The following is a 21,044-nucleotide window of genomic DNA, read 5'->3' on the forward strand; positions in this document are numbered from 1 at the left end:
GGAAGGTCAAGCAGCGCTGCCGGAACAGGATCGAAGACGATTGAGCCATTCGGTGGCGCCGCCCTCGGGCCGAAACTTTACGGCAGAGCGGTCGTCGAAGCTGTAACTCGTCAGTATCCCATTTCCCGGAGAATGCATGAAGCCCGCCCTACGCACCGCCCTGCCCCTCTTGCCCTGCCTGCTGCTCGCAGCCTGCCACCATGCCGACGACGATACCCAGGCCGAGGAGGCGCGCCTCCGAGTGGTCAGCCAGGCAACCGGGCTGACGCCCTTCGTCGCCAACCTCACCCTCGCGCTCGACGACTTCGACCACCTGGCCAGCGTTTCCTACACCATCGCCGCCAAGCCCGGCACCTATTCGAAGCCGATGAGCGTCACCTACACGCGCGAGTGGATGACGCGCACCGGCGCCTGGCGCCCGGCCGACCGGCGCCTCGTGATCCCGGTGTTCGGCCTGTATGCAGGCTACGCCAACGGCGTCACGCTCAGCGCGGCGTTCGACGACAAGTCGAAGGACGAGGAACAGGTAACGGTCGCCGCACCCGTGTATGCCGGGCCGGCGGCCGTCAATACCACGCCCGATGTGCGCACGGCGCGCAGCGCGGCGGCCAATCCCGGCTTCGACTACATGCTCATCAAGAACAACAGCTATGCCCCGGCGGTGCTCGACAGCGACGGCAACCTGCGCTGGATCGCCGACACCCTGCCCGTGAATACCTCCACGCCGACCTGGTTCAGCGGCGACGCGCTTTACGTCGGCAGCCTGAATTCGCCTTCGTTCCACCGGGTCAATTTCACCGGTGACTACACGACGATTCCCGTGGCCTCAACGCGCTATACGAACTTCCACCACGACCTGGCAGCGGGCAAGCAAGGCTTGCTCGCGGAATTCGACGCGGTTGTCGATGGAACACCGAGGCTCGAGTCGATCGTCGCCGAGATCACTCCCACGGGAGAAGTGCTGAAGGAATGGGATCTCGGCGCCATCTTCGCCGCTACCATGCGGGCGGGCGGCGACGACCCGTCGAATTTCGTGCGCGACGGGATCGACTGGTTCCACATGAATTCCGCCATCTACGTCCCGGCCGACGATTCGCTGCTGGTGTCGAGTCGCGAGAATTTCGTGGTCAAACTCGACTACAAGACCGGGCACATCAAATGGCTGCTCGGCGACACCACCAAGCACTGGTATGTGGATTATCCCTCGTTGCGCGCGCTGGCGCTGCACCTCACGGCAGGCAAGCCACCGATCGGGCAGCATACGCTGTCGCTTACCGCGAATGGCGAGCTGCTGCTCTTCAACAATGGCTACGGCAGCGTCCTGCAGCCGCCAGGCACGTCGCCGGGCATCACCCGCAACTTCAGCACGCCCTCGCGCTACGTCATCGATGAAAAGGCCGGCACCGCCGCCGAAGTCTGGACCTATGCGCCGGAGCCGCCGATCTATTCCAGCGTCTGTTCCAGCGTCTACGAAACCACCGCCGGCAACTATGTCGTCGGCTATTCCGCCGCGGAAGCCGGAACCCAGAACCGGCTGTTGGCGGTCAATACCGGCGGCCAGGTCGCCTTCGACTACATCTATCCGGCCTCGCCCTGCTCGGCCGTGTTCATCGCGCAGCCGATCCCCTTCACCGGCCTGATCTTCAAGTAAGCCTTGGCCGCGTGCATGCGGCGTCCAGCGGCGCCATGGTCCTGATCAGGTAACGCATGTCGGCGCGGTCTTCGCAGACCGCGCCGGTGACGACGAAGCTGTCGCGTCCCAGCCGGGGCGGTGCCTTACTGCCGCTCGCAAGCCGACTGGGGAGTACGTCCTGCGCCTGCAACACCAGGCGCACTTCGAAGTCGATGCCCGGCGGTGCGAGCACAGCAAGGATGCGCCGCAGCGCTGCCGCCATGTCGCCACTGGGCAGGAAGCGTTCGAAGCGGGCCCGGCTCAACGGTCCGATCTGCAAGCGCACGCGCAGGTCGGGACGCCAGCTGCGTTCGCCAAGCAGTGTGTTCTCGCCCAGGCAGGCGCCGGCACCCAACGCGCTCTGTTCCTGCGGCGTCACCCGGCTCCAGTGCCCGACCGCTTCCTGCAGCACCACCGGCACATCGAAGTGCGAAGCCAGCAATGCGCGCAGCACCGGCGCCGAACGCGGCCGTTGCTGCAGCATGCCTGCGAAATGGGCAATCGTGGCTCCCGGCAGGTCCGGGGAGCTTGTCAACCCCGCGATATCGAGCAGGCGCGGCATGAAGCGGTCGGGCGTGTGCGCCGCCGCATGCTCGACCCGGTGCTTGCGCCATGCCTCGTAGTACAGCGCCAGCATCCTGCCCGACAGGATATCGAGAAAGGCGCGCGGCGCGGCGTCGGCGTGCACGGACTGCCACAGCCCGATCCGCTCCGTGTAGTGCAGCGGCAGCGCGCCGTGCACCCCGAGCAGGCCCATGAAACCGGGCGTCAGCAGGAAGCGCGGCGGCGTCGCGTCGGCATCCTGCGCGTCCTGCGCGCCGTCGACCCGCAGGTCTTCGATCTCGCTCGCCGGAAAGCCCAGGCGCAGGCTGTTTGCGAAGCGCAGGTGGTCGCGCAGCGCCCGCTCCTGCGGCACGCCCTGCTCTTCCAGCCAGCGCAGCAGGACCGTCACCGCCTGGACGAAGTCGAAGGCCTGCGGCGCCGCCAGCAGGCGGTCGATCAAGCCTGGGCTTGTTCGGCGCTGCGCGGTGGACATGCGAGGATTTCCTGGCCGCTGCTGCTGGAAACGAGTTCGAGGCGGGTGAAGCAGTTGAGCTGGCTGTTCAGCGCGAAATAGCGGTCCATTACGTGGGCGAACACGTAGAGGCTGGCGCCGGCAAAGGCTTCCTCGTCGAGCGTCATGCGGATGGCGACGCCCGGCATCAGGGTCGACACCGGACGGGTGCGGATCCAGGCGCGCACGCTGCCGTGCGCGAGGCCGACGATGCCGGCGATCTGGCGCCGCGCACTGCCTGACTTCGCCAGGTCGTACAGGCCCAGCATCCTGTGCAGGTCGGGCAGCCCGGCATCGGTGAGCCCGGCATGGTTCAGGGCCAGGTGCGAGACCAGGCGCCAGTGCGTGCCGCGGGCGTCGAACCGCCAGCTCGGCGTCGGCTTGCGCAACAGGCGCCAGGGCGCACCGGATTCGGCCGCGAGGTCGCCCTCCGGCCGGCCGGGCTTGATCCGGCTCGGCAGGTCGCGGTTGGTGCAGGTCAGCTCGGTCGAGACGGTGGCGCCGGCCGCCTCGCTCGGCCGGAAGTCGGCGTCGACCAGCGCCAGCCGCACTTCGTGCCCGGGACTCAGCTCGGCCAGGGCCGCGTCGCGCCGCGCGATCCAGTAATGGCCGGCATCCGCCCCGGGCGTATCGTGGCGCACCGCGTACAGGGGCGCGAATTCCGTCACGCTGGCGGCGCCGCGCGCTTCGCGCACCAGGCGTACCCGGTCGATGCTGTGGATCTCGTAGGACGCGGCATGCGCCGAATCGGCGGCCAGCGGATACTCGGCGCGCGTATGCGAGAGCTGGATCGGATCGCCCGCCTTGCGGAACAAATTCACCACCGGCGTGCAGCCGAGCAGCAGGTGCTTGGCCGCCAGCGGCGCCAGCAGCCGCGCTTCCAGCGTATCGGCGGCCGGCGCGCGCAGCGGCAGGTGCAGGGTGAAATGCGCGCAGCCCGGCGCCAGCACGCGCGCCACGGCGTCGAGGTCGAGGTCGACGAAGGCGAATTTTTCCGGGTAGCTGAAGTACTCGGTCAGGAGGCGGAAGGCCGGGTGCGAACGCCCGCTGTCGGGCAGGATGGCGTCGTCCGGTGCGAACCCGGCCAGCCGCAGCGGCACCCGCTCGAGCGCCTTCCAGGGGCCGTCGCCGGCCTGGACCCAGGCCCCGGCGGCGTGGATGAACAGGGCGTCGAGCAGGGCCGCGCGCAGCGAGGCGTCGGCATCGACGAAGATGCGCACCCGGTTTATTCCGCGCGCGCACGGCGCGGCAGCCCCGCCGCGGACATCGAATTCGATGGCGATGCAGGCGCCGACGCCGCGCGGCAGGCGCGGCGGGCGCGGCGGCTGGCCGTGCTGCGCTGCGGCGGCATGGGCCGGGGCGGCGAACGACGCGGCAAAGGGCGCCGTGAACGCCGCGCGCACGATGCGCAGTGGTCCGCCCAGCACCGGGTACACGGTGCGGAAATGGCAGACGGTGCCGTCCACCGGCGCGCTGCGCAGCGCGCTGCCGCGCGGCAGCACCGAAAATTCCCCGGCTTCGGCGGCGCCGTCCTGCGCCAGGCGCGCCACCGCGTACGAAGGCAAGGGCCGCAGGTAGTGCGGGTACAGGCACTCGAGCAGCGACTCGGTGAACTTCGGGTAATCGTCGTCGAGGCGCTTGTGGATGCGCGCGCTGAGCAGCGCCACCGACTGGATCAGGCGCGCGACGCCCGGGTCTTCGATGTTCTCGCCGGCGATGTGCAGCTGGCCGGCAGGCTTCGGATAGCGGCTGGAAAACTCGCGCGCGAGCTGGCCGAACACACCCAGCTCTTCCTCGACATACCTCAGCAGCTCATCCATCTCTTCTCCGAAAAATTGCTGAAGACCAAGATGCATGCTCCCATCGGGGCGGCCGCCCGGCATTGACGGCCGTCAGGAAGGCGCGCGCCGCCTGCTGATGTCGCCCTGTGTCCGCCTGTGCCGGCGCACGCGACGCAGGGGCGTCGAGCCGGGCCGGGCCTACTTCTTGAATTCCGCCTTGTAGGCGCGCTCGACCGCCTGGTTCACGCGCCTGCGCCGCTCGTCCTGGGCGGCCGCCTGGCGCCGCCAGCGCTCGTCCGCTTCCTGGGCGCGGATCTCGGCGGCGATCTCCGCCGCGCTTGGCGCCGGCCGGGCCGGTTCGCCGGCGTTGTCGCCGAAGTCGACGTTGTTGAGGCGGATGTTGCCGGTCGCGGCGTCCACGCCGGCCTGGCGGATGATGTCCTGGTTCAGGAACTGCGCCTGTGCCAGCGGGGCGGCCAGCAGCAGTGCGAGGAGAAGAGCGCGTTTCATGATTGTCCTTTGCGGTTGAGGATGTCGCAGACTTGCTGTCCCTTGGGCGTGGAGGCCGAGCAGGCGCCGGCGCCGTAGCCCTGGCAGGTGGCGGACTGGGCGCCGGCACCGGCCGCCCTGGCCACGGCCAGGCAGAGGTCGGTGCGGCGCGCCGCGGCGCCGCGGCTCGCGGCCAGCGCGGCCACGATCTCGGACGCGGCCCCCTGGCAGTAGCGGAAGTCCTCGGCATCGGCCTTCAGCGCGTTGCAGTACTTGCGCGGATTGGCCGGCATGAAGCGCTGCGCGTAGCGGGCCGCCGCCGGGGTGGCGCGTTCGGCCTGCTCGAGGATGCCGGCGTTCGCGGCCAGGGTCTTGAGCAGTGCGCGCGCCTTCGGCAGCAGCTGCTCGGGGTCGTCGCGCTCGTAGCGGCGAATGAAATCGTTCTGCCCGCTGACCGTGGCCAGCGCGGCGCGCTCGCGGTAGTCGCGCAGCCAGACCTGGCGCTCCAGGCCGAGGCGCTCGAGCACGGCCAGCACCTCGGCCTGGTCGATGCGCTCGAAGCGCGCACCCTTGCCGGCATAGATGATCTCGGAGGCGCCGCCGGTCGCCACGCCGACAAAGGCGCGCGCGAACACCGTGCTGCCCGAATTGTCGGCGACCCGGAAGGCGGAACTGCAGACGGTGTAGCCGGCCTTGGCGCGATCGCGTGTGTCGTTGTCGCACATGTCGCCGTTATCGGCCGGGCGCCGCGCGCTGTCGAAGACGAATGCGACCTTCTTTTCCTGCGGCCAGTACGCCAGGCGCTCGCCCGCGCCGGCCGCGAACGCGTTCTCGTCGAAGGCGAGCTGCCACTGCTCGCCCTGGCGCACCAGGAAGAACTGGCGGGCGCCGCCGGCCTGCCCCTTGCCGACGGCCTGCGCGAGCTGGTAGCTGCTCCTGGCCGGCGCCGTACCCGCCTGGCCGGGCCGCCCCGCGGGCGCCTTGTCCACCGTGGCGCATCCCGCCAGCATCAGCCCCGCCAGCGCCGCCGTCATCCATTGATTGCATTGCATGTACTGCCCTTTCGTAATTCTCGTTATTCGCATCCGACGCCGTCATTGTCGGACAGGCGCCGCGCCCGCGGGCGCGACCATTCCGCGGCCGGCCTGTCGAATTTTCGACAAGGCGCCGCGCCGTCTTCAAGGCATGCCGGTGGCGACAAAGGCGGCCCAGTAGAAGGGATGCGGCCGCCGCAGCTTCAGGCGCAGCTTGGCGTCCCTGAGCGCGGCCGGCGTGCCGGCGCCGGCGCCGAGCCGCGCGTAGAAGTCGGCCATCAGGGCGCCGGTTTCGGCGTCCGCCACCGACCACAGCGAGGTCACCATGGTGCGCGCCCCGGCGATCTCGAGGGCCTGGCGCAGGCTGTCGACGCCTTCGTCCGGACGGATGGCCCCGAGCGCGGTATCGCATGCCGACAGCACCGCCACCTCGGTGCCGGCCAGGTCGACCTGGCGCAGCTGGGCGGCATACAGCACGCCCTCGCCCGGCCCGGCGTTGGCCCCGGCCAGCGCCAAGCCGCTGCTGCGCCCGGCCGTCACGCTCTCGACCACATACGGCCGGCCGTCGCTGCCGGTGACCTGCTCGCGCCGGCTCTCGGCAGCGGCCGCGAAGAAGCCATGCGTGGCGATGTGCAGGATGCGCGGCGAACGCGCTTGCGCCAGCACGCGCGCGCTCGCTTGCGCTCCCGTGTACAACGCCACCTCGGCGCCGCCGGCGCGCAGCGCGCCGGCCACCGCATTGCCCTCGGCCAGCGCCTGCGGCAGCGCGCCGAAGCGGCGCCCGCCGGAAGCGCCGCCACGGCCGGCGCCGGATACCTCCAGGTCGTAGTCGGGCGCGGCCAGTACCAGCGAGCGGCCGGGCGCGGGACGCGGCGCGGCCTCCGGCAACAGGGCGCGCGCCGAACTGACGTAGCGCCAGCCGCCCTCCTCGATCAGGTAGCGTCCGCTGGCGCTGGCCAGGGCCTCGAAGGGCAGCAGCGACACCGCACCGTCGAGGTCGGCCACATGGCCGCCCTTGCGGCCCGGTCCATCCAGCAAGGGCTCGAGCAGCGCGTCATGGGCGGCGCGGGCCGAGGCCGGCACGGCGCCGGCGTTCGGCGCGGACGGGCGGCGCGACAGGTCGGCGCGCAGCCGCGCGGCCAGGGCATCGATGGCGGCGGCCGGCCCCAGGTCGGCGACCTTGAGCTTGCCGTTGGCCAGCGCCGCGCCCAGGTAATGCCGCGCCCCGAAACGCTGCCCGGCAAAATCGAAGCGCGTAAAGGCCGTCACCGACACATAGGCGTCACCCTGGAGCGCCTGTTCGATCCGCTCCAGGAAGACGGCGCCGTCGAGGAAGTCCGGCGCTGCCAGCGACTTGCCGACGCGGGCCTGCAGCGCCTGCGCAAGGCCGAGGCGCTCGCCGAAGCGGTCGGGGCCGCCGGCGGCTTGCGCCGCTTCCACCGCCTCGATCGCGCCGGCCAGGCGCCGCACTTCCGGATCCGTGGACAGGCCGATCGCACGCGACCGGCGCCCGAGGAATTCGGTTTTCAGGCCCTTGCTTTGCACCAGTTCTCCCAGCGGCGCGCGCCAGGCCTGGGCGCCGCTGCCCTGGGCCAGGTGCAGCGACACCAGCAAATCGAGCAGCTGGCGCCGCGCCGCGAAGGGGGCGGCCAGGAGTTCCGGCGGCACGTCGCGCGCGGTGACGGCGAGCCGCTGCCCGTTCAGGCGCAAGGCCTGGCCGAGGGCCTCTTCGGCCAGGGCCTGCTCGCCGAGGCCGGCCAGGTAGGCGCCGAAGCGCGCGTACTGCTGCTCCAGCAGCGCCGGCGGGCCGAAACCGCCGTTGCCGGCGCGCGCGCTGCGCGCGGCATACGCGCCGAATTCGGTCTGGTACAGCCGGCGCAGGGAGGCGGCGTCGCGCCTGCGGTGATAGAGCCGTGCGAGGTCGGTCAGCGGGCCCTGGACCTCGAGCAGGCCGGACGGGCTGGCGCCGTCGGCGCCGACCAGTTCGCCGTTCTGGTCGGTGATGGCGCGCTGGCCGGCGATCGAGGCCGCCAGTTCCCCGGCGCGCCCGAAGGCCGCGCGCAGCGTGGCCTCGGCCTCGGCGAACGAGGGCGCGGCGCGCTGGCCGGCAGGCGCCGCGGCCGGATCGTGGGCGATCGCCAGCCGCAGGTTGGTTTCCGCCACGTCGTCCTCGCCCGCCTCGAGCGCGGCCTTGCCCAGGCCCGCGTAGGCGCTGGCGCGCAAAGCCCGCATGAAGGGCGGCGCGCTGTCGTACGCGCCGAGCACCGTGCGGTAGGTCTGCATGGCCTCGCGGTAGGCGCCGGTCTTCACCTGCAGCGCGGCGATCCGCCCGTACAGGTCGAGGCGCTGGATCACCGCTTCGGGCATGGCGGCGCCGGCGTCGAGCGCGGTCTGCAGCAGCGCGCGGGCGCGCTCGGCGTTGCCGCTGCGCTCGTGCAGGCCGGCCGCGGTCAGCGCCGTTTCCATCAGCAGCGCAACGAAGGGCGAGCGCGGCGCCGACGCGACCAGCGCGCGCTCGCCGGCCAGCAAGGCTTCGGCGCGGCGCAGGGCCGCGTCCGGGCTGCCCTGGGCGGCTTCGCGGTGGATCGCCGCCAACTCATCGGCGTGGCGGCGCATGTGCTGGCCGCCCGCGAACGGCGCGGACTGCGGCAGCAGCGCGCGCAGCAGGTCGAGCTGGGCGTGCACGGGCGCCGCGGCCAGCAGCAGGGCCAGGCCGGCGCCGCCGGCAAGGGTGGTCATCCTGGTCATCTCGGTCAATTTCCTTCGGCGAGTTCGGGCGCGGCCCGCTGGGCAAGGCCGTGCAGGCCCCGGGCGCGCAGGTAGAGCGCATACAGCACCCGTGCCGCCGGCGCGGCGCCGGGCGGCGGACGCAGCGCCGCCAGTTCGGCATCGGCGGCGGCGTCCAGGGTCTCGAGCGCCAGCAGCTCGGTGCCGCGCGAACCGTCGCGCTGCTCCCATTCCAGCTCGCGCAGGTAGCGCGCACCATGGGCCAGGCGCAGCGTGTCCGGCAAGACGTGCTCGGTGCCGGCCAGGCTGGTCTCGTACAGCAGGCCGCCCGACGCGTCGCGCAGGCGCAGCGTCCAGTGGCCGCGATGCGGCCGCGCGCGCCAGGAAAGCAGCGCTTGCGAGGGAGCGAGAACCTCGACGCCGCCGTCCGCTGCGCCGGAGCGCAGGATCGCGCCCGCGGCGGCCTGGCCGGGGCGCCGCAAGGCGCGCGCGAGTGCCGGATCGGGCAGGTCGACGCGGGCGCTGCCGCTGCCGCCCTGCCGTTCGGGCCCTGCCGCCGCGATCGAGAACCGCGCGGGACCGGTCAGCGTGAATTGCCGGCCGCCCTCGAGGTCGAACAGGACCAGCGTGGCGCCGGCGGCCAGTTCCAGGCGATCGCCTCCCTGCAGGCGGTCAAGCAGGCCGAGCCGGCGCTGGGCCGACACGGCCTCGCCCGCGGCCTGGGTCACGACCAGTTCCGTCGCGCCGGCCGTAACAAACAGCGTGCTGGCGGCCAGCAGCAAGGCGGCGAGCCGGCGCTCAAGCATGCCGGCGCCCGGCATGATGGAAAATGTTTGACATGGGACAACCTGTGCAGAGGGTCCGATTATATGTCAGTCAATTGCCAAAATGGAATATTCTTCTGGAGAAATAGTTACCGAACTAGAACAGCGCCGCGCCCGCTGTCATGCTCAGCCGGCACGCGCCACCAGCACATAGGCGCCCGGCTGCAGATTGGCGCGCACCAGTTGCCACGCGCTGCCGAGGTCGGTCACGACGGGCGCCGCGCAATCCCAGGCCGCGCTCGCCGGCGCCTGGTGGCAGACCACCGCGTCCTGGACCGAGGCGAAGCGCGACTTGTCGAGCCTGAAGAAGGCCCGGCCCTCGCGCGGCGCGAAGTTCGCCACCAGTTCGAATCCGTCGATCGCGGCGCCGGGCAACTGGCCGAGCCCGAGGTCCGACCGCCAGTAGCTGGCCCAGGCCAGCGAATACAGTTGGACCGGAAGGGTCGGGTCGGCCCCGCTCCAGCCCGGGATGCCGTTGAAGTTCGGCGGCGGCGTGTAGCGGATCCTGGTCAGCTGGGTGACGCAGGCCACGGCGCCCTGCGGCATCAGCGACACGAACGACGCACCCATCGACTGGCTGGCGGCGCCTCCCGGTGCGACCGCCAGCTGGGCCGACGCGTGGCGGTAGTCGAATGCCGGCACGGCCAGCGCCACGGGCTGGTCCCATACACTGCGGTTGCCGTCGTGCGAGACCAGCGTGGCCGCCTGGTTGAGGCCGTTCGACATCAGCTCGGTCGCCGTGACCCAGCCGTTCCCGGCGCCGGACCCGCCGCCGGGACGCGACATGTCGACCTGGCAGTAGTCGACGATGGCGCCGCTGTCGACGCCGGCCAGCAGCGCCGGCGGCGCCTGTTCGCCGTCGTCGGCGCCGGCGCCGCAGCCGGCCAGTCCGAGGGCCAGCGGCAGGGTGAAGCAAGTCAGGAGGGCATGCGGAAAACGAGTAAGCATGGTATGGCTTTCGATGTGAACGTGGTGGAGGCGGACGCTGTCGCGGCTGCCGGGAGAACGCTCATTCTCCGCCCCTGTCGACGTGGCGACACGCGAGGATTCGCCGCCCCGGCGTCGACTTTTCGACACCGTTTTAATTGCTTCTAGGAAAATACATGCCGTATAATCAAGCACGTTTTCCAGGACCGCCATGACGCCTTCGACCCATCTCGCGCACTTGCCGCCCTCCCTGCGCCAGCTCGCCGGGGCCGGGGTCACGCGCCGCTTCCCGCGGCGCACGCGCTTCATCGCCGAAGGCGACGTCGGCACCTCGATCTACGTGATCCTGTCCGGCCGGGTGAAGGTCTTCACCAGCGACGACGAGGGCAAGGAATTCGTGTTCGGCACCTATGACAGCGGCGCCATCCTCGGCGAGATGGCGCTCGATGGCCTGCCGCGCAGCGCATCGGCCGAGGCCCTGACCGACGTCCAATGCGCGATCGTCCCGATCGACGTCCTGCGGCGCCAGATCGCGGAAGACCCGGATTTCACGATGGAGCTGATCCGCACGCTGATCGCGCGCAGCCGCAATACCACCACCTTCTCGCGCCGCCTCGCCCTCGAGAACGCCTACCAGCGCCTGGCGGCGCTGCTCGACGGCCTGGCCGTGGAGCAGGACGGCGTGCGCAGCGTCCCCGAGCCGCTCAGCCAGCAGGACCTTGCCCACCGCATCGGCACCTCGCGCGACATGGTGTCCAAGCTGTTCAAGGAACTGGTCAAGGGCGAGTACCTGCTGCACCAGAACAAGCGCATCACCCTGCTGCGCCCGCTGCCGGCGAAATGGTGAGCCGGGCGGCGCGCCGCCGCGCAGCGCCTGTGCTGCTGGCGCTGTGCATCGCCGGCGCCGCCATCGGACTGGCCCGCAGCGGACCGGCCGAGCGCCTCCAGCTGCAGTGGCTCGACGCCTCCTTCCGCCTGCTGCGCGCCGCCGGCGCGGGCGCCACTGCGGATGCCGCGCCCGAGGTGGCGATCGTGGGCCTGGACCAGGCCTCGATCGACGCCAGCGGCAAGCCCCTGGCCCTGATGCTGGACGAGTTCGCGCTGACCCTGGACGGCCTGCGCCAGGGCCGGGCCGCGGCGGTCGGCGTCGACCTGGTCTTTCCCGGCGCCGCCTTCGAACACCTGGTGCCGGGTGCGTCGCAGCGCCTGGCGCTGGCGATCGGCCGCCTGCGCGCCACGGCGCCGCTGGTCCTCGGCCGGCTGGACGGTGCGCCGCCCGCCGGCCCGGCCGGCCGCCTGTACGCGGCCATGGCCGGGGCCGGCGGCGAAGGCCTGCTGCTGGTGCCGGCCGACCGCGATGGCGCCCTGCGCCGTCTCGACCCGGTACAGGGCCGCACCGACCTGCTGCTCGCGCCACGCATCGCGGCCCGCCTCGAGCGCCGGCCGCAAGCGGGCATCGTCGACTTCTCGCTCGGCCCGCGCTTCGGCTACCTGCCGCTGCAGACGGTGGCCAGGCTCGCGCGCGACGGCGACGGCGACGGCGCCGCGCTGCGCCGCCACTTCGAGGGCAAGGTGGTGCTGGTTGGCGCCATCCTGCCCGACCAGGACCGCCAGCGCCTGCCGCTGCCGCTGGCCAGCTGGGAACCCGGCGTGACCGGCGCCGGCGTGCTGTTCCAGGCCCAGGCCCTGCGCAGCCTGCTGCACGGCCGGATGATCCGCGACCTGCCGTGGGCCGGCGACGGCGCGGCCCTGCTGGCGGTGCTGCTGCTCTGGCGCGCGCGCCGGCGCCCGCTGCGCGCCGCCGCCGGCGCCGCCGTGCTGGCCGTGGCGCTCGCCGGCGCCAGCCTGGGGCTGCTCGGCGCCGGCATCCACTTGCCGCTGGCGGCGCCCGTCCTGGCGCTGGCACTGGGCGCTGCAGCCCTGGGCGCGCGCGCCTACCTGCGCGAGCTGGCGGAGCAGCGCCGCCTGCGCGCGATCTTCGCCGGCTACGTCAGCCCGGCGATCCTCGACACCATCCTCAGCGGCGCGCTCAGGGACGGCCTGGCCAGCCGCCGCCAGCCGCTCGCCTTCCTGTTCGCCGACATCCGCGGCTTCACGGCCTTCTGCGCCGCCACGCCGCCCGAGGACGTCATCGCCTTCCTGAACCGCTATTACGCGGCCATCACGCCCGCCCTGCACGCGCATGGCGGGACGGTCGACAAATTCAGCGGCGACGGCATCATGGTCTTCTTCGGCGCACCCCAGCCCAGCACCAACCCGGCGCGCGACGCGGTGCGGGCGGCACTCGCGATGCTGGAAGCCCTGGCTGGACTGAACCGCGAACTGCTGGCCGAAGGCCGGCCGGCGCTGCGGGTGGGGATCGGCATTGCGTATGGCGATGCGGTGCTGGGCAATGTCGGCTCGCCCCAACGCCACGACTACACCGCCACCGGCGCCGCCACCACGCGCGCGGCGCACATCCAGCAATACTGCAAGCAGGCGCCGTATCCCCTGCTGGTCGAGCAGGCCGCGCTGGCGCTCGCCGACCTGCCCGCGGCGCAACGCGCCCGCTTCGTGCCGGTCGCAGCGACGCTCGAGAAGCAAGGCAGGCTGGACCTGTCCGGATACCGGCTACCGGAAGGCGAGCAGGCTTGATGCGTGGCCTGGCAAGGGAAAATTCGACAGCGGCGGCGCGAAGCGGCGGCTTTGCCTCTACGCGAGGAAAGATCATCATGACACCTGTCAACGACACACACCCGGCCTTGTAGTCCTATCTGGTCGGGTTGGCAAACCCGCACACATGCCCGTCACCAGACAGCGCGCACCGTGTGCCCTCACAACCGTTTCAACCACCACTTTTCGATACCATGAACATCTTGAAACTGCTTCAGCAAGCAATCGTTACCGGCGCCATGTTGCTGGCCGCTCCCACTTTTGCGCATGCGGCCGCGCCGGCGAATGCCGCGCCGCTCGGACTGGAAATCGGCAAGGCGACCACGGCCGATGTCGCGCGGCTCGCGCCGAAACCCGAGCGAACCGGAACCAACAGGTATTCCGGCGGCGCGCAATGGCAGACCGACGGCAGCGAAGCCGGCCTGGAAGGACTGAAACGCGTCGACTACCTCTTCGATCGTTCGAACGTCCTGGTGGCGGTCGAGATGACGTTCGCGAAGAATCCGAAAGGCATGATGAAGCTCTTCTCGGGCAAGTACAAACTCGTGAGCAACAAGGTCGACGATTTCATGAACTACGGCTCGGCAAGATACGAGAAAGGCGACACCTATATCGACATCAACGCACCACACATGTCATTCGACATGACCGTCACCTATGCGACCAAGGCACTGATGAAATCGTTCAAGCAGACCGTGTCGGATACCGAGCAGGAGAAAAAGAACAGGGCGCAGCAGGCGCTTTGAGCAGTCGCGGCAGCGAAAGCGGCGAACGAAAGAAAAAAGCCACCTTGCGGTGGCTTTTTTCTTCAATACTTGGCGGAGACGGTGGGATTCGAACCCACGATACGGGTATAAGCCGTATGCATCCTTAGCAGGGATGTGCCTTCGGCCACTCGGCCACGTCTCCAATCAGCTCTTAACAATGTTGCTCGTTGTCGCTGAGTGCAGGCATATTAATGGCCACGCCCCGTTTGGTCAAGGAAGCGCGGGCAAAAATATGAAAAAAGTTAAGCTTTCTCCAGATCAAAAGCTTTATGCAGGGCACGGACGGCCAGCTCCATGTATTTCTCGTCGATCAGGACCGAAATCTTGATCTCGGAGGTCGAGATCATCATGATGTTGATGTTCTCGTCCGCCAGGGTGCGGAACATCTGCGAAGCGACGCCGACGTGGCTGCGCATGCCCACGCCCACGGCCGAGACCTTCGAGACCTTGGCATCGCCGACGACGCGGGTGTAGCCCAGCACTTCCTTCTGGCTCTCCAGTACCGCCAGCGCGCGCTGGTAGTCGCCGCGCGAGACGGTGAAGGTGAAATCGGTCTTGCCGTCCACCGACTGGTTCTGGATGATCATGTCGACTTCGATGTTGGCGTCCGACACCGGGCCCAGGATGTGGAAGGCGACGCCGGGCTTGTCCGGCACGCCGAGGACGGTGATCTTGGCTTCATCACGGTGAAAAGCGATACCGGAGATGACGGCTTGTTCCATGTTGGTTTCTTCCTCAAACGAAATCAGGGTGCCCGATTTGGCTTCCTCGGCCAATGGCATCAGGGGATCGGTCAGCGACGACAGTACGCGCGTCGGGACCTGGTAATTACCGGCGAACTCGACCGAGCGCGTCTGCAGCACTTTCGATCCGAGCGAGGCCAGTTCCAGCATTTCTTCAAACGTGATCTTTTCCAGGCGGCGCGCCTCGTCGACCACGCGCGGGTCGGTCGTGTAGACGCCGTCCACGTCGGTGTAGATCAGGCATTCGTCGGCCTTCAGCGCGGCGGCGATCGCCACGGCCGAGGTATCCGAACCGCCGCGGCCCAGGGTCGAGATGTTGCCCTGCTCGTCCACGCCCTGGAAGCCGGTGATGATGACGATCTTACCCGCCTCGAGGTCGCCACGCACGCGCGTGTCGTCGATCGACTGGATGCGCGCCTTGGTGAACGAGGAATCGGTGCGGATTCCGACTTGCCAGCCGGTATAGGACACGGCGTCCTTGCCCATGGCCAGCAGCGCCATTGCCAGCAAACCCACCGATACCTGCTCGCCGGTCGAGGCGATCATGTCCAGTTCGCGCGGGTCGGGCTGGTCCATGATGGCCTTGGCCAGGCCGATCAGGCGGTTCGTTTCGCCCGACATGGCCGACGGCACCACGACGATCTGGTGCCCCGCGTCATGCCACTTGGCGACGCGGGCCGCAACGTTCTTGATACGGTCCGTCGAGCCCATCGACGTACCACCGTATTTGTGGACAATTAAAGCCATAACTGTAAGCTTTCCAGCTTGTAAAAGATCAAAAGGGAACACTCACTCTAGCATGCTGCATCGCAAAATCACAAGAGAGGGAGTCGGAAAAGCTATACGGAATGAAAATAAAGTAATACGTTTTACGCATTACAACCCGGCTGCCGTCGTCTCCCAGCGCAGGGCGATGCGTTCGCTTTCCTCGCTTCCGAAGTGATGGCAATCCATGCCCAGGCCCGCCGCAAACAGGAGATCCTTCCCGCTGCTGACGATCGGCAGGCGCGCCCGTTCCCAGGCCGGCACGTCGGCTGCTTGGTAGTGCGCTTTCAAGCCGCGCGTCGGGCGGTTGGCCGCCAGCTTCAGGCGCTCGCCGCCCTTGCGGAAGTCGATCACCAGCGGCTGGGCGCGCAGCCAGGCCGCGTCGAATCCAACCTCGGCCGGTTCGAAATGCAGCACGCCGCCGTAGGCCGGGAAGGCCAGTGACGCTTCGCCATTCCAGCGGAAACTTTCGCCCAGCTTCTCGATCACACCTTCGTCGTCGGGATCGCGCATGCCGGCCAGGTCGGCCAGCTTCGGCGTGATATACAGGCGGTCGCGGTGGCGCCGGATGTGGCAGGCCGGATGCGTGACCAGCAGCTGGGCGTCGTGGCGCGCCTCGATTAGTTGCGCCACCATCTCGACCAGCCAGGCGGTCGACGGCATCGCCAGGCCTTGCCGGCGAAACCAGTGGCGCAGCATGTTGTAGGCGCGGTCGAGCGACATGCCGCGCAGGCGCGCCACGTCGACGGCGCCGTCCACCAGGCTGGCCGCCAGGTCTTGCTCGGCCAGCTCGTCGAGCAGGCGCTGGGCCGACTGCGCATGGGCCGCACTGCGCGCGAAACGCGCCTGGAAACCGGGGAAGGCTTGGGCCAGCGCCGGCATCACCGTGTGACGCAAGGCGTTCCGGGCGTAGCGCGGGTCCAGGTTCGATTCATCCTCGACCCAGGCCAGGCCGTGCGCGTGTGCATAGGCTTCCAGCTCGGCGCGCGCCAGCGGCAGCAGCGGGCGCGCCATCACCAGGTCGGGATTGCCCAGCAATTCGGGCGCGCTGTTGGCCGCATCCATGCCCGACAAGCCGGCCGGGCCCGAACCGCGCAGCAACTGCAGCAGCACGGTCTCGGCCTGGTCGTCAAGGTGGTGGGCGGTCAGCAGCAGCGGCACGCCATGCGCGCGGCACATCTCGCCTAGCGCGCGGTAACGGAGTTTACGTGCGGCCGCCTCGATGCCGGAACCGCCCTGCTCCACCGCCACGCGGCGATGGTCGACGGTGGCGCCGAGCGCGCCGGCAACGGTCTCGACCTGCGCCAGCCAGCCATCCGCGTTCGGGCTCAGGCCATGATGGACGTGGAAAGCGAACAGGGAAATGCCGTGCTGGCGGCACCAGCTTGAAGCCAGGTGCAGCAGGGCGATGGAATCGAGGCCGCCGCTACAGGCAATGGCGATGGAGGAAGGGGAAAACTGGTCGCGCAGCGCCGCCAGGGCGCGCGCGACAATGGCCGGGACTTGCCCGGCTGAAGAACCGCTCACTGCAACTCTCTATGAAAGACCGATCATTCTTCGGTCGGCAGGGTTTCCTTGAACTTACCGTAGGCCATCAGTTTCGCGTGACGGGCTTCGAGCAGGTCCTTGGTCTTCATGCCCTGGAACTGGCGCAGGGTGTCGGCCAGGGCGCGTTTCAGCATCTGCGCCATGCCTTTCGGATCGCGGTGGGCGCCACCCAGCGGTTCGGTGATGATCTTGTCGATCACGTTCATGGCTTTCAGGCGGTGCGCGGTCAGGCCCAGGGCATCGGCGGCGTCCGAGGCGCGTTCCGAGGTCTTCCACAGGATCGAGGCGCAGCCTTCCGGCGAGATCACCGAGTAGGTGGCGTATTGCAGCATCAGGACCGCGTCGCCGACGGCAATCGCCAGCGCGCCGCCGGAACCGCCTTCGCCGATGATGGTGGCGATCAGCGGCACTTTCAGCTCGGCCATGACGTACAGGTTATGGCCGATCGCTTCCGACTGGCCGCGCTCTTCGGCGTCGATGCCGGGGAAGGCGCCCGGGGTGTCGACGAAAGTGAAGATCGGCAGGTTGAATTTTTCGGCCAGCTTCATCAGGCGCATGGCCTTGCGGTAGCCTTCGGGCTTGGGCATGCCGAAGTTGCGCATCGCGCGTTCCTTCGTATCGCGGCCCTTCTGGTGGCCGATGACCATGCAGGCCTGGCCGTTGAAGCGGGCCAGGCCGCCGATGATCGACTGGTCGTCGGCGAAGGTACGGTCGCCGTGCAGCTCGTGGAAGTCGGTGAAGATCGCGTTCACATAGTCCATGGTGTAGGGACGCTGCGGGTGGCGCGCGATCTGCGACACTTGCCATGGCGTGAGCTTGGCGTAGATATCCTTGGTCAGCTGCTGGCTCTTCTTGGCCAGGCGGTCGATTTCTTCCGAAATGTCGACGGCCGAATCGTCCTGGACGAAGCGGAGCTCTTCGATTTTCGAATCGAGCTCGGCAATAGGCTGCTCGAAGCTGAGGAAAGTTGTTTTAGTCATTGTACCTCCGGGGTTGTTCTGTGCCGGGCCCCATGCGATGGGGCCGGCGGCGGCACTCGGTGCCTGTTTCGGCGCTATTCTACCGCAGCCTAGACCGTATCGGACGCGCCATCGGCCCCATTTGCGGGGTCGAGACTGCGCCACAGGTACCAGGTGGCAACGGTGCGCCAGGGTTCCCAATTGGCTGCGACTTCGCGCGCATCGCTGCGCGAAACCGGCTCGCCGGAAAAATAATTCTGGCTGATGCCCTGGATCAGGCCGGCGTCATCCAGGGGCAGGACGTTCGGCCGGAGCAGATTAAATATCAAGAACATCTCGGCTGTCCAGCGGCTGATGCCGCGGATCTGGACCAGCTCGGCAATGACGGCCTCGTCGTCCATCTGCGACCACAGGTTCGCATGCACGCGCTTGGCCTTGAAGTGGTCGGCCAGGTCGAGGATGTATTCGGTCTTGCGCTTCGACAGGGCGCAGGCGGCCAGCCCCTCGGCGCCGAGCTTGATCACTTGCGCCGGGGTCAGTTTCGGGCAGGCCAGGCCGAGCTTGGTCCAGGCGGCGTCGGCGGCTTTCGGCGTGACCTGCTGGCCGACGATGGAACGCGCCAGCGTCGTGAACGGGTCGGGGTGGCCCTTCAGGTGCATGTCGCCGATCTGCGGGATCAGGCGCTTCATGATGCGGTCGCGCCGCATCAGCTCCGCCTTGGCCTCGGCCCAGTACGCGGGAACGTCGAGTTCCGGCGCGGGTGCGCCGAGTCCGCCCTTGTCCTGTTCGGCTGCCATTATGCGCGGCGCCAATTCGTCGTGCCGTCTGGCTTGTCTTCGAGGATGATCCCGGCGGCAGTCAGTTCGGTGCGGATGCGGTCGGCGTCGGCGAAGTTGCGCGCTTTCTTGGCGGCGGCGCGCTGCGCGATCAGCGTAGCGATCCGGGTTTCGTCGAGGCCGCCCTCGCCTGCGCCCACGCCGGCTTGCAGGAAGTCCTGCGGTGCGCGTTCGAGCAGGCCGAGCACGCCGGCCAGCGCCTTCAGCTGGCGCGCGGTGCCCACCGATTTGGTGCGGTTGACTTCGCTTGCCAGGTCGAACAGCTCGGCCACGGCCAGCGGCGTGTTGAAGTCGTCGTCCATCGCTTCGCGGAAGCGCACGGCGTGTTCCTCGTCCCAGTCGACCGCCACGGGCGCGCTGCCCAGGTCGATGTCGGCGAGCGCCGTGTACAGGCGCGTCAGCGCGGCCTTGGCGTCGTCGATGTGCACGTCCGAGTAATTCAGCGGGCTGCGGTAGTGCGAGCGCAGGATGAAGAAGCGGATGACTTCGGCATCGTATTTCTTGAGCACGTCGCGGATGGTGAAGAAGTTGCCCAGGGACTTGGACATCTTTTCGTTATCCACGCGCACGAATCCGTTGTGTATCCAGTAGTTCACCATCGGGCCGCCGAACGCGCCTTCGCTCTGGGCGATCTCGTTTTCGTGGTGCGGGAACTGCAGGTCCTGGCCACCGCCGTGGATGTCGAAATGTTCGCCCAGCAGCGCGCACGACATGGCCGAGCACTCGATGTGCCAGCCCGGGCGGCCGCGTCCCCATTTCGAATCCCACTTCGCTTCCTCGGGTTCGGATTCCTTGGCGGCTTTCCAGAGCACGAAGTCGAGCGGATCGCGCTTGCCGGTGTTCACGTCGACGCGCTCGCCGGCGCGCAGGTCGTCGAGCGACTTGCCGGACAGCTTGCCGTAGCCGTCGAAATCGCGCACGGCGAAGTTGACGTCGCCGTCGTCGCTGCGGTAGGCCAGGCCTTTCGCTTCGAGCATGTCGATGATCGACAGCATGCCCGGCACGTGTTCGGTGGCGCGCGGCACGAAGTTCGGCGGCAGGATGCCCAGCGCCTCGGTGTCTTCGTCCATGTAGCGGGTGAAGCGGTTCACCAGCGAGGACATGGTTTCGCCGTTTTCGCCGGCGCGCTTGATGATCTTGTCTTCGATGTCCGTGATGTTACGGACATACTTGACCTCGTAGCCGGATTCCATGAGCCAGCGGTAGATGACGTCGAAGGCCATCATCATGCGCGCGTGGCCGACGTGGCAGTAGTCGTAGACGGTCATGCCGCAGACATACATGCCGACCTTGCCGGCCTCCATCGGGACAAATACCTGTTTTTCGCGCGCCAGCGTGTTGTAGATCTTTAATTGGCTCATTGGTGATGATGAAACTGAGGGGACGGGACACCCGAGCAAGCGAAGGCCGGGCACAGCACCAAAAGGAGCGCGCGCCGGGAGGTGGTGCTTTGCGTCGAGATCGTCAAGACCCTCGTTGTTGTTCTTCTTGATAGAATGGGACGTTCTGCGCAAAGTATAGCATTGATAAAATCCCGACTGGCCGCCTACGGCTCAGGTTTATTTTTCTGCAAAAGACTTGACACGGCTTTGCGCCACGTCCACCGAGGAGACGCCTTTGAAGACCAGCTTTGCCCACCCACCCCGCCGCCTGCTGATGCAGGTGGCCGCCGCCGGCGCCGCCCTGATGCTCTGCGGCAGCGCCCTCGCCTTCGAGAATCCCCAGGTTTCGCTGAAAACCACGATGGGCGAGATCGTCATCGAACTCGACCAGGAAAAGGCGCCGAAAAGCACCGCCAACTTCCTCCAATACGTGAAGTCTGGCTTCTATAAAGGCACGGTCTTCCACCGCGTCATTACCGACTTCATGATCCAGGCCGGCGGCTACACCGAGAAACTGATCGACAAGCCGGGTGTGCGCAAACCGATCGCCAGCGAAGCCCGGAACGGGCTGTCGAACAAGCCGTACACGGTGGCCATGGCGCGCACCGACAATCCGAACTCGGCCACCTCGCAGTTCTTCATCAACACCAACGACAATGCCGGCCTCGATTATCCGGGCCAGGATGGCCACGGTTACGCGGTGTTCGGGCGCGTGGTGAAGGGCCAGGAAACGGTCGACAAGATCAAGAATGTGATGGTCGACGACGTGCGCGGCATGCAGAATGTGCCGGTCGTGCCGGTGGTGATTCAGAACGCGACCATCCTCACCGGCGATAAGCTTGTAAAATAACGGTTGCACATTTCGCATCCCATTCGCATTTCAT

17 protein-coding genes and 1 tRNA gene are annotated in these 21,044 nt (G+C 68.4%); 5 read left to right on the forward strand and 13 right to left on the reverse strand.

All coding sequences use genetic code 11. From position 1 onward, the window contains the following. Positions 1-136: 136 nt before the first annotated feature. Positions 137-1,651: an aryl-sulfate sulfotransferase gene (locus QPK31_RS17040; RefSeq protein WP_290424103.1), complete on the forward strand. Its 1,515-nt coding sequence runs from the start codon at positions 137-139 to the stop codon at positions 1,649-1,651. On the opposite strand, the gene tssG is transcribed toward QPK31_RS17040, so the two are convergent. The 7 genes from tssG to QPK31_RS17075 all read right to left on the reverse strand — a co-directional run bounded on the left by tssG (position 1,644) and on the right by QPK31_RS17075 (position 10,529). Further along, complete coding sequence (gene tssG, locus QPK31_RS17045; RefSeq protein WP_290424104.1) at positions 1,644-2,708, reverse strand: type VI secretion system baseplate subunit TssG; 1,065 nt, start codon at positions 2,706-2,708, stop codon at positions 1,644-1,646. The two genes, QPK31_RS17040 and tssG, sit on opposite strands and share 8 nt — an antisense overlap. Further along, positions 2,672-4,546 carry a type VI secretion system baseplate subunit TssF gene (gene tssF, locus QPK31_RS17050; RefSeq protein WP_290424105.1) on the reverse strand — a complete coding sequence of 625 codons (1,875 nt, stop codon included), beginning with the start codon at positions 4,544-4,546 and terminating at the stop codon, positions 2,672-2,674. Before tssF ends, tssG begins: the two co-directional genes overlap by 37 nt. Positions 4,547-4,705: 159 nt before the next feature. Next, a complete protein-coding gene (locus tag QPK31_RS17055) occupies positions 4,706-5,017 on the reverse strand; it encodes a hypothetical protein (protein ID WP_290424106.1) in 312 nt (103 codons plus the stop codon). After that, positions 5,014-6,048 carry a hypothetical protein gene (locus QPK31_RS17060; protein ID WP_290424107.1) on the reverse strand — a complete coding sequence of 345 codons (1,035 nt, stop codon included), beginning with the start codon at positions 6,046-6,048 and terminating at the stop codon, positions 5,014-5,016. The genes QPK31_RS17055 and QPK31_RS17060 overlap by 4 nt, the downstream gene beginning before the upstream one ends. A gap of 126 nt (positions 6,049-6,174) precedes the next feature. Continuing rightward, the gene (locus QPK31_RS17065) at positions 6,175-8,778 is read right to left on the reverse strand and encodes a CHAT domain-containing protein (protein ID WP_290424108.1); all 2,604 of its coding nucleotides are present in this window, start codon (positions 8,776-8,778) and stop codon (positions 6,175-6,177) included. Positions 8,779-8,783: 5 nt separating this feature from the next. Beyond that, complete coding sequence (locus QPK31_RS17070; protein WP_290424109.1) at positions 8,784-9,563, reverse strand: hypothetical protein; 780 nt, start codon at positions 9,561-9,563, stop codon at positions 8,784-8,786. Positions 9,564-9,707: 144 nt separating this feature from the next. Then, positions 9,708-10,529, reverse strand: coding sequence for a hypothetical protein (locus tag QPK31_RS17075; protein WP_290424110.1), 822 nt, complete (start codon positions 10,527-10,529; stop codon positions 9,708-9,710). 190 nt (positions 10,530-10,719) lie between these two features. Between QPK31_RS17075 and QPK31_RS17080 the strand changes: the two genes are divergently transcribed. From QPK31_RS17080 to QPK31_RS17090, 3 genes are all read left to right on the forward strand, one after another. After that, positions 10,720-11,355, forward strand: coding sequence for a Crp/Fnr family transcriptional regulator (locus QPK31_RS17080; RefSeq protein WP_290424111.1), 636 nt, complete (start codon positions 10,720-10,722; stop codon positions 11,353-11,355). Next, the gene (locus QPK31_RS17085; protein WP_290424112.1) at positions 11,349-13,142 is read left to right on the forward strand and encodes a CHASE2 domain-containing protein; all 1,794 of its coding nucleotides are present in this window, start codon (positions 11,349-11,351) and stop codon (positions 13,140-13,142) included. The genes QPK31_RS17080 and QPK31_RS17085 overlap by 7 nt, the downstream gene beginning before the upstream one ends. Positions 13,143-13,315: 173 nt before the next feature. Next, positions 13,316-13,906, forward strand: coding sequence for a hypothetical protein (locus QPK31_RS17090; protein WP_290424113.1), 591 nt, complete (start codon positions 13,316-13,318; stop codon positions 13,904-13,906). A 70-nt stretch (positions 13,907-13,976) separates the two neighbouring features. Here the strand turns inward: QPK31_RS17090 and QPK31_RS17095 are convergent. The 6 genes from QPK31_RS17095 to cysS form a co-directional block, all read right to left on the reverse strand. Continuing rightward, a tRNA-Ser gene (locus QPK31_RS17095) sits at positions 13,977-14,069 on the reverse strand. A 100-nt stretch (positions 14,070-14,169) separates the two neighbouring features. Continuing rightward, positions 14,170-15,417: an aspartate kinase gene (locus QPK31_RS17100; protein ID WP_290424114.1), complete on the reverse strand. Its 1,248-nt coding sequence runs from the start codon at positions 15,415-15,417 to the stop codon at positions 14,170-14,172. Positions 15,418-15,546: 129 nt separating this feature from the next. Next, a complete protein-coding gene (gene tilS / locus QPK31_RS17105; RefSeq protein WP_290424115.1) occupies positions 15,547-16,962 on the reverse strand; it encodes a tRNA lysidine(34) synthetase TilS in 1,416 nt (471 codons plus the stop codon). A 23-nt stretch (positions 16,963-16,985) separates the two neighbouring features. Then, positions 16,986-17,963, reverse strand: coding sequence for an acetyl-CoA carboxylase carboxyltransferase subunit alpha (locus QPK31_RS17110; protein ID WP_290424116.1), 978 nt, complete (start codon positions 17,961-17,963; stop codon positions 16,986-16,988). Between the two features lie 89 nt (positions 17,964-18,052). Continuing rightward, positions 18,053-18,739: a DNA-3-methyladenine glycosylase gene (locus QPK31_RS17115; RefSeq protein ID WP_290424117.1), complete on the reverse strand. Its 687-nt coding sequence runs from the start codon at positions 18,737-18,739 to the stop codon at positions 18,053-18,055. Then, positions 18,739-20,139 (reverse strand): cysteine--tRNA ligase, encoded by a 1,401-nt coding sequence (cysS, locus tag QPK31_RS17120; RefSeq protein WP_290424118.1) that lies wholly within the window; start codon positions 20,137-20,139, stop codon positions 18,739-18,741. Before cysS ends, QPK31_RS17115 begins: the two co-directional genes overlap by 1 nt. A 295-nt stretch (positions 20,140-20,434) precedes the next feature. Between cysS and QPK31_RS17125 the strand changes: the two genes are divergently transcribed. After that, positions 20,435-21,010, forward strand: coding sequence for a peptidylprolyl isomerase (locus QPK31_RS17125; RefSeq protein WP_374045823.1), 576 nt, complete (start codon positions 20,435-20,437; stop codon positions 21,008-21,010). The last annotated feature ends 34 nt before the right edge of the window (positions 21,011-21,044 follow it).

It is taken from the genome of Massilia sp. YIM B02769, from assembly GCF_030411995.1.
Lineage (GTDB): Bacteria > Pseudomonadota > Gammaproteobacteria > Burkholderiales > Burkholderiaceae_D > Telluria.